Raw genomic sequence first — 7,138 nt, 5'->3', positions numbered from 1 at the left:
TTGCGTTCGGCCATGAGCTCGGTCCAGCGCCGCTGCTCCTCGGTGCCGATGGCGTGCATGATGTTCGCCATGATCGTGCCGGTCAGGTACATGTAGGCCGCCGGCTGCGCGCCGAGGACGAATTCGCTGATCGCCCAGCTCACCATGGCGGGAGCGGGTACGCCGCCGATCGCCTCGGCTTTGCCGACGCGCCACCAGTCGGCGTCGTACCAGGCGCGCACGGCCTTCTTGAACGATTCCGGCAGGCTGACCGAGTGGGTCGCGGGATCGAAAACCGGGGGATTGCGATCGGTTTCGGCGTACGGCTCGGCGACCGGGCCTTCGGCGAGGCGCGCCGCCTCGCTCAGCATCGACCGCACGGTGTCGCCGTCCAGGTCACCGAATGCTCCGGACTGCAGGACGGCGTCGAGTCCGTACACCTCGAACAGGTTGAACTCGAGATCGCGCACGTTGCTCTTGTAATGGCTCACGGGCCACATGCCTTTCGGGAAACCGGCCGCTGTATCGGCGAGGGATGCGGGAGGGCGCACGGATAGGTGATCACCCCACGGCACACTGTGCGGTACGGATTGCCCGAAATCAACCTCATGTTAATGACGGCTAAGTTAATGGTCGGACGTCCGAATGCATTTAATCCGCTGATAGCGGGGGATTGGCTGCGATAAGTTAACGACCACTAAGTGTCATAAATCACTATGTGGTAACTCGGCCGCCGACCGGCGCCGATTCGATCCGCTCGCCGATCGCCACCAGAACGTCGACGAGATCGACCCGCCGCCGGAAGCGTGGATTGCGGACGGCATCGATGACCACGGTGACGACGGCGCGAATCAGCACGCGCGCGGCCGGAGCGGACAACTCCGGCCGGACGGTCTGCACCATGCGGCCCCACTGGGCGATGCAGTCCAGGCGCACCCGCCGGTATCGCTGCACCGCGTCGACGGGAAGATGCCTGGTCTCGCTGATCGTGATGGCCAGCAGATCGGGTTCGTCGGCGCCCAGCTGGGCGAAGCTGCGCATGAGTGATCGCATCGACCCCTCGGCGCTGCCGCCCTCGGCGATCGACCGGGCCAGCAGCAGGCGAAGCCATTCATCCTGCCGCTGAACGATCTGGTCCAGCAGCTCGGCCTTGCTGGAGAAGTGGTGATACAAAGCGGGCCCCGTGACCCCCACCGCCGCGCTGATGTCCTCGATGCCGACGGCGGCATAACCTCGGGTGCTGAACAGTCGAGCCGCCTCGGCCAGCATTCGCTCCGATCGCATCGCCCGGTCGAGTTCGGTGTTGCCGGTGTCCGCACGCGCCGGTCGGGTCGGTGCCCGACCATCCGGATACTCGGGCAACGGGGTGGAGATCACGGCCGCGACGGCAGCGTCGAGCACCTCCGCGGCGGCGGGCGCGGGCAACTCGGCCCGGTGATACGAAGGACTCACCGCCACCGACAGCACGCACCAGCTCAGCAGCTCGACGTCCGCGGTGCTCAGCTCCGGACGGCGCGCACGGATCGTCTGCCGCAGGTATCTGGTGATCCGCGAGGCGCGGACCAGCACAGCGAACTTGTCGGCCGAGGTGAGGTTGCGGAACTCCAGCTGCCACAGCCTCGGCAGTCCGCGCAGCTCGAGCGCCACCCGCACCAGTGCAGCCAGTACCGCGGCACCAGACTTGTCGGCGCGATACGCGGCGTCCAGCCGGACCAGGGTGTCGTCGAGCCCCACCAGCAGGCACTGTCCCAGCAGTTGCTGCTTGTTGCGGAAATGCCGGTACAGCGCCGTCGCGGAGATGCCGACCTTCGCGGCGATATCGGCCATCGACGTCCCGTGATAGCCGCCGTGCGTGAAGGCGTCGACCGCGGCGTTCAGGATTATCGCCCGCCGGTTCGGCGGTCTCGACTGTCGCTGCGTGCCGTTCCGCTTGGTACTCATTGCGCACAGTGTCGCGTATCGAGCGTTCGGCGCTGACGTCGGCCGCTACCTCGCGGTGAGTCGGTGTACGCCCACGGTGGTGCGGGGTTGCCGCAGCGTACGGCCGCAAGGATCGCAGCCGCTTGCGGCACACGCCCGGGTAGCCGATAGTTTCCACATGGCCAAGCGGCTGGCACTCGTGATCGGGACCGAATGCGAGCGGCTTCCACATCTGGGATTTCCGGCCGATCTCGCCGGGCGCCTGCATACCGCGCTTACCGCCGACGGTCACTGGCTGCCTGTCGATGGAGCCGGACTGCTGCTGAATCCTACTGCGGCACAGCTGAAATCGACGGTCAAAGCGGCGTTCCGGTCGGCCGGAAAGGCGAACGCGACGCTACTGCTCGCCTTCGTCGGCCACGGCCTCACCGTCGACGACGACTTCTATCTGCTCGCCCACGACTCGCCGGGCGTGCCCACTGAAGACGAACCGCTGGACTCCGACAACAGCATGCACCTGGTGTCGGTGGTCAAGGAACAGTACGCAAATGCCCGATTCCTGGACGGGCTGATCGTTCTGGTCGATGCGTGTGAGGCGGGTGCGGGTGTAACCGGCGCGGGCCAGCGCTGGCTGAACATTCTCGAGCGGACCGACGGCCGAATGGAACTGCTCGTCGCGTCGGGAGCCGGTAGCGCGTACTCCGGATGTTTCACCCGAACCCTGTTGACCACGTTCGACAGCGGACTCCCGAGCAGGGGAACGAACCTGCTGTGTGGCGACGTTCGCGACCCGATAGCACATGCCTGCCCCTTCCAAACGCCCCGCCACCTGTCCTTCAACGGCGCACAAGCCGATCCCGAGGACCGCGGACTCTGGCTGCTGCCGAACGTCGCCCGCAACCGGGACGCCGTGCGGGGGAGACCGGCCACGGGGCTGGTCGATCATCTGCTTCGCAAAGTGGTGGCGACCCCGGCGGTCCTGGACACGATCACCACGATGGTCGAGTCCGGCGGCGACCGCTTGCAAGCGGTGGTCGGACCGGCTGGTTCGGGCAAATCGACACTGCTGGCTTTGCTGATCCGCCCGGACACGGTGGCCGAATCCGTCACGTTCACTGCGGATTTCGTCTCCGCGGCGGTCTTTCTCGAGGTCGCGAGCACCGTGGAGTCGATGTGCCGGGAGATCGTCACGCAACTGAGCGTCCGGTTCGGCTCCGTGTTCGACGAGGCTCGCCGCGCCGTGGTCGACGAACTCACCGATCGCGACCGGTTCGACGCGCTGGAGATCGAGCTGCTGCGTCCACTGCACAAGATGCCGCACACCCGACGGGTCCGCATCATCGTCGACGGGCTCGACCAGCCCGCACCCAGCGGCCGCGACGGTATTCTCGCCGCGATCCACACGCTGACCACCGACGACCGTCTGCGGCACGTCCGGGTTGTGATCGGGGTGCGTTCGGGCACCGGGGTAGAAGAGCGTGCGGAGATCGCCCACGCGCATGTCTTTCCCGTCGCGGCTCCCCGGATCGCGGAAATCCTGCTCGAGCTCAGCGGGTCGGACGCCGAGATTCCGGCGGCGCTGTCGCTCGACGGGCACGAGGTCGCCGGGCTGGGCGGGTGGCTGCTTCCGCGGCTCGTCGGAGAGATCGACTGGCGGCAGGCCGGTGCCGCGGCGAACGGGACCGACCTGAACTCGCTGGTTCGCTACCGGATTCGCACCACCCTCGACCGGCAGCCCGCCGCCCCATCGACCGTCTCCGCTGTCACCGGCCTGCTCGCCGCCGTCGGAGTCGGCCCGGTGGTTCCGCTTCGACTGGTCGCCGCGGCCATGACCGAGCTCGGCCACGGTGTGTCCTTGCCTCTGTTGCGCACCACCCTCGTCGACCTGGGCATCTTGGTCGCGCGCGGGCAGCCGGGACGAGACGACGAACGCATCGGGCTGACCCACGAGGCATTCACCGGTCCGCTCACCGCGGCGACGACGGAGACGGTCTCCCAGGTAGCCGCTCACGCCGCGCTGGCATCGGCGCTCGGCGATCTCACTGGTCCGGACATCGACGAGTACGCCTACACCGCCGCGCCACGACATCATCTGGCCGCCGGGCACCCTGAGCGCGCCATCGCCTTCCTGGATCGCGTGGACAGTGGGCGGCGAGCACGCGACAACCGATTGTCCTGGTCCGGATGGCACACCGCGTTCGAAGCCGCGCTCGCGCCGGACGACCCGCACCTGTTCACCGCGCGCGGACGGTTGGCCCGCTGGACCGGCGACGCGGGAGATCCGCATGCCGCGCGCGATATGTACGCAGCACTCGTCGCGCGCTGTACGGAGGTGTTCGGACCGGATCACCCTCAGACACTGGATCACCGTGTGCAGCTCGCCAATTGGATCGGCCAGCTGGGTGAGCCGGAACGCACGGTCGCGATGCTCACCGAACTGCTGCCCCTGCAATCTGCCGTGAGCGAGCGTCAGCGAGTGAACGGGGAAACACAGCGCGCTTTCGCGCACGACGGAGCCGAGCGCCAGCGAGGCGCAGTCGTGAGCGATCCCGACGACCCAGCCGTACTGCGAATCCGGGCCGACCTCGGGTTCTGGACGGGCCAGTCCGGGGACATCGCCGGTGCGTGCCGCCGCTACGCGGAGTTCCTGCCCGATCTCGAACGCGTGCTCGGACGCGAGCATCCCGACGTGCTGCGCAGCCGAGACCAGTACGCGCGCTTCCTCGGAGAGTCAGGCGATCCGGCGCGGGCCAAACGGTTACTCGATGACCTCGTGCCGCTCTGCCTGAGCGTGCTAGGGCCCGAACACAACGACACCCTGTGGGCGAGAGCCAACCAGGCCTGGTGGACCGGCGTCGCCGGCGACGCGGATACCGCGGTCGCCCTGCTCCGCGAGGTGGTTGCCGACCGCGAGGAGATCTCCGGCGTCGAGCACCCCGCGACCCTGGTCACGATGAACAACCTCGCCTATTGGTACGGGATGAGCGGTCACCCGCAACCAGCTCGCGACCTGGCCGCGCACCTGCTGGAGGTCACCACCCGCCTGTATGGGGCCGACAATCCCGACACCCTGCTCGCCCTGGAGGGCCTGGCGAGATGGACCGGACACGCCGGAGACCCGGCAAGCGCCAGGGACCTGTACGCCGAGTTGGTCATTCGTCGTGAACGGCGCAATGGGGCGGACAATGCGGAGACCGCGAAAGCACGTGCGGACCTGGCGTTCTGGACCGCGAAAGCAGGATGAAAGGCACTCGGTGCTTGCCTTCGGTCACCCTCGCACCTCCGCCATGACGTTGCCGCCGAGTCATAAAGAGTTGGTCGATTCGCTACTTGTAGTGGGTACTTACACACCTGGTTCGGGTGAGGATTACCAGAAAGCAGTATTCGATGCGGAGGTACCCGAGGATGCTGATCGGTTTGCGCTCTCGTCGCCCGGTCGGTCGACTGTCACTCGGACTGGCCGGGCTGCTCGTCGTCGTGGGTGCTGTCGCAGCCTGCGACACGAACGACACCTCGTCCGGATCGGAGGCGACCAGTACTTCGCAATCGACGACGCGGACCGCGGCGGTGCAGACGTTCGCAGAACTCGCGGCTCGACCGTGTACAGCCTTCGACGCCGCGGACACCGAGCGATTCCAGGTCACCATCGCGGGGTACGAAATACCGGGCCCTCCGAACGGATGCTTCTGGATGACAAAGGATTTCGGTATCGGATTCCATCCGCATCCGTCGTCCGACCGGACGTCACTCGTGCCGCCCAAAGCGGGCGCGACACAGACCACCGTCGACGGGCGGCGAGCAGTGCGGATCCCGGAGTCTCGTTCCGATGGCAAGAACGGCGGCTGCAAGACCGAGGTAGCCGTCGACTCCGCAACCTCGCTTTCGGTCGAGATCACCGTCCAGGCCGGTGTATACGGTGGCACCACGCTCGACACCTGCGCAATCGGGTCCGACGTCGCCACCGCGATACTCGCGCATCTCCGCTGAACAGCGCATTTTCGCCTGCGACCCTGTCAGCACTCGACCCGCCCCTGGCAATGACGCGCCGGCCTCCGCCGCTGAAGCACGACAAGACCGCGCTCAGCCGCCGTGGCCTCGTCGAGCATGTCGGCGTACATCTCCGGGTGTAGGTAAAGCCATCGGAGCCGACGATGTACCTCGAGCCGTCGATGCGGGATTCCATGTAGCCAAGGGGTACCCGATCATGAGATTGCGGTGATCGTCGACATCGGTAAGGAACAGAGGCCGGATGCAGTACCTGCACGATGATGAGTTCAACCAGCTGTTCCGGGATGCGCGAACGCGGGCATTCCACCTGGAGACACGGGATGTGTACAACACGCCAGAGGAAGCCGAGCCGTTGCGGCGATGGCTGGCGGGTGAAGCCGACTTGGACACCGAGTGGTATTCGGAGTGGGATGACCTCATGTCCGAGACGACTCTCCGTGGCGTCGCAGTGCAGCGAGTTCGGATCGTAACTGTGCCGAACAGTGATTACACGCGATGGCTATGCGCGGTATCGGACTCCAACATCGCAGCCGGTGAGGATATTCGTTGGCTGCCCCGGCATCTCGTGTCGCCTGACGAGTACACCGTCGATGACTGGTGGGTCTGGGATGACGATCTGCTCGGCTTCACGCTCTTCGAGCCGAGCGGCAGATTCGCCGGAACCGCCGTTACCGAAGACCCGGTGCTGTCGGACGATGCCGGGCAGTTCGAGATCACCTGTGGCCGAAGGCCATCCCGCACGCAGAATATGTTCGCAGCAAGTTCGCATCACAGCAGTGACCGCAGTCAACGACGCGAAGCGTGATCTCGGTGCACGTCTGCGCGAACTCCGGCGAGCTGCGCGGCTGAACGGCCAGCAGCTCGCCGGGCTCGCCGGATGGCATCCGGCGAAGGTGAGCCGCGTCGAGCGCGGACACCAGATCCCGTCCGAGGACGACATCCGCGCATGGTGCGAACTCACCGGCGCTGTCCTGCATATCCCGGATTTGATAGCCAGTGTTCGCAACGTGCGGGCCGCCTACCTGGAATGGCAGCGGATCGCCGCCAGCGGCCTGACGCGCCGCCAGCAGCAATCTCTGGAGATCGAGGGGGCAGCGCGGCTGGTGCGGGGATGGGAGAACGAGCTCGTTCCCGGTCTTCTTCAGACCGAGCCCTATGCACGTGCGGTGTTGTCGGTCTGCATCGACTTCAGACCGCTTACGACCATTGACCAGGGTTCGGACTTACTCGT

The 7,138-nt window shown here is 66.4% G+C and carries 6 protein-coding genes; 4 read left to right on the top strand and 2 right to left on the bottom strand.

Annotated elements, in window-relative coordinates; all coding sequences use genetic code 11:
- The coding region (locus tag NA4_RS36565) for an acyl-CoA dehydrogenase family protein (protein WP_169811197.1) at window positions 1-470 on the bottom strand (470 nt) is incomplete at its 3' end.
- A 223-nt stretch (window positions 471-693) separates the two neighbouring features.
- Window positions 694-1,920, bottom strand: coding sequence for a TetR/AcrR family transcriptional regulator (locus NA4_RS36560; protein WP_067480449.1), 1,227 nt, complete (start codon window positions 1,918-1,920; stop codon window positions 694-696).
- A gap of 157 nt (window positions 1,921-2,077) precedes the next feature.
- Between NA4_RS36560 and NA4_RS36555 the strand changes: the two genes are divergently transcribed.
- From NA4_RS36555 to NA4_RS36540, 4 genes are all read left to right on the top strand, one after another.
- Window positions 2,078-5,143: a tetratricopeptide repeat protein gene (locus NA4_RS36555; protein ID WP_067480446.1), complete on the top strand. Its 3,066-nt coding sequence runs from the start codon at window positions 2,078-2,080 to the stop codon at window positions 5,141-5,143.
- Between the two features lie 161 nt (window positions 5,144-5,304).
- Entirely contained in the window at window positions 5,305-5,886 is a 582-nt protein-coding gene (locus NA4_RS36550) for a DUF3558 family protein (RefSeq protein ID WP_067480443.1), read from the top strand.
- Between the two features lie 262 nt (window positions 5,887-6,148).
- Window positions 6,149-6,712 (top strand): DUF6879 family protein, encoded by a 564-nt coding sequence (locus NA4_RS36545; RefSeq protein WP_218022515.1) that lies wholly within the window; start codon window positions 6,149-6,151, stop codon window positions 6,710-6,712.
- On the top strand, window positions 6,684-7,138 hold a 455-nt coding region (locus NA4_RS36540; RefSeq protein WP_169811196.1), incomplete at its 3' end, for a Scr1 family TA system antitoxin-like transcriptional regulator. The genes NA4_RS36545 and NA4_RS36540, both read left to right, overlap by 29 nt.

The sequence above is a fragment of the Nocardia amamiensis NBRC 102102 genome (assembly GCF_001612745.1).
In the GTDB taxonomy this organism is placed as follows: Bacteria; Actinomycetota; Actinomycetes; order Mycobacteriales; family Mycobacteriaceae; genus Nocardia; species Nocardia amamiensis.
The sequence above is the reverse complement of the archived record's forward strand: the minus strand, read 5'-3'. Positions and strand labels throughout refer to the sequence as shown.